Genomic DNA, 1,698 nt, shown 5'->3' with positions numbered 1-1,698 from the left:
CCGCTGGACCGGCCTGCCCGGCGCCGGAGCCGCGGGCGGCACGGGCTTCGCGCTCGCGCTGCTCGGCGGGCGGCTGCTGCCCGGGGCCTCGCTCGTCGCCGACGCGGTCGACCTGCCGGCGCGGATCGCCGCGCACGACGTCGTCGTCACGGGGGAGGGACGTACCGACTGGCAGTCGCTGCACGGCAAGGTCGTCGCGGAGGTCGCGGCCCGTGCGCTGCCGCTCGCAGTCCCGACCGTGGTCGTCGCCGGAGAGGTGCTCGTGGGCCGGCGGGAGCTGTCCGCCGCGGGCGTCGCCGCCGCCTACGCCGTCGCGGACGGGGCGGAGCAGGTCGCCGCCGCGCTGTCCGACCCCGCCGGCACGCTGGCCGCCCGCACCGCGCGGGTGGCGCGCACCTGGTCGCCCGCGTGACGCGTCGTCCACGACGCACGCACGGGAGCCGGGCCGGCCGCGCCGCGGGCGTACGCTGGGCGGGAACAACGGCCCGGTCGACGGTGTTTGCACCGTCGAGGACCGTCTCTGGCTGAACCGGGAGTGACATGAGCGAGACCACGCAGACCGCGACCCACGGCGTCCAGCTCACGGACGTGGCGGCCGACAAGGTGCGCACGCTGCTCGAGCAGGAGGGTCGTGACGACCTGCGCCTGCGCGTGGCGGTGCAGCCCGGCGGGTGCTCCGGCCTGATCTACCAGCTGTACTTCGACGAGCGCCTGCTCGACGGCGACGCGACCAAGGACTACGACGGCGTCGAGGTCGTCGTGGACCGCATGAGCGTGCCGTACCTCGAGGGCGCCACCATCGACTTCGCGGACACGATCGAGAAGCAGGGCTTCACGATCGACAACCCGAACGCCGGCAGCTCCTGCGCCTGCGGCGGGTCGTTCGCCTGACCTCTCGCCCCACCGGGCACGACGCCACCAGCAGCACCCGCGGGCCCGCGGCCGGAGACCGGCCGCGGGCCCGCGTGCGTCGGCGGGCTCAGCCACCGAGCCGCACCGTGACCGCGACCTCGTCGCCGGCGTCGCCGCCCGCGTCGTCACCCGGACGGCGGCCCGGGCGGTCGGAGGCGACCACCGCGTGCCCGCGCATGCGCGCCCACGCGGGCAGGTCGACGGCCGCCGCCGGGTCCGTGGCCAGCACGCGCAGCAGCGTGCCCGCCGGCAGGCTGCGGGCCGCGACGGCCGCCCGCAGCACGGGCGCCGGGCAGCGCAGGCCGCGCGCGTCGACCTCGACGGGACGTGCTGCGCCACCGTCGTCCCCGAGCGCGCCCGCGCCGGCGCGCACGTCGTCGTTCACAGCCCCGTCGCTCCCGCGGCGGCCCGGACGTCGGCGACGACGCGCGGCAGCACGTCGCACAGGCGCCGCACGTCCTCGGCGTGGACGTGCACGGGCAGCGCCAGCCGGACGTTGCCGTGCGTGAGCACGCCCATCGCCGCCAGCACGTGGCTCGGCTGCAGCGCGCCGGACGTGCACGCCGAGCCCGACCCCACGCCGAGGCCCTCCCGGTCGAGGCGGGTCACGAGCGCCTCGCCGTCGACGTACAGGCAGGAGAAGGTGACCACGTGCGGCAGCCGCGCGGCCGGGTCGCCGACGACCTCCACGTCGGGCACCTCCGCCGCCACGCGCGCCCGCAGCTCGTCGACCAGCGCGCGCCGGTGCGCGTCGGCCGCGTCGCGCCGTGCGACGGCGTCCTGCAG

General features: G+C 77.8%; 4 protein-coding genes. 2 read left to right on the top strand and 2 right to left on the bottom strand.

Annotated elements, in window-relative coordinates; all coding sequences use genetic code 11:
* Together AB6N23_RS18300 and erpA are read left to right on the top strand one after the other, a co-directional pair.
* The coding region (locus tag AB6N23_RS18300; RefSeq protein WP_412867382.1) for a glycerate kinase at positions 1–412 on the top strand (412 nt) is incomplete at its 5' end.
* 128 nt (positions 413–540) lie between these two features.
* On the top strand, positions 541–891 hold the full coding sequence (erpA, locus tag AB6N23_RS18295) for an iron-sulfur cluster insertion protein ErpA (RefSeq protein ID WP_136519751.1): 351 nt from the start codon (positions 541–543) through the stop codon (positions 889–891).
* A gap of 88 nt (positions 892–979) precedes the next feature.
* Here the strand turns inward: erpA and AB6N23_RS18290 are convergent, their stop codons facing one another.
* Positions 980–1,297, bottom strand: coding sequence for a sulfurtransferase TusA family protein (locus tag AB6N23_RS18290; RefSeq protein WP_412867381.1), 318 nt, complete (start codon positions 1,295–1,297; stop codon positions 980–982).
* A partial coding sequence (locus AB6N23_RS18285) for an aminotransferase class V-fold PLP-dependent enzyme (RefSeq protein WP_412867380.1) occupies positions 1,294–1,698 on the bottom strand: 405 nt, incomplete at its 5' end. The genes AB6N23_RS18290 and AB6N23_RS18285, both read right to left, overlap by 4 nt.

The organism is Cellulomonas pasadenensis, assembly GCF_047229365.1.
Classification (GTDB): Bacteria; Actinomycetota; Actinomycetes; order Actinomycetales; family Cellulomonadaceae; genus Cellulomonas.
This window is presented reverse-complemented; position numbering and strand designations above follow the sequence as displayed.

What these genes read in the sequence shown, in the direction of transcription:
- erpA (WP_136519751.1), top strand. Translation starts at nt 541, where the DNA reads ATGAGCGAGACCACGCAGACCGCGACCCACGGCGTCCAGCTCACGGAC.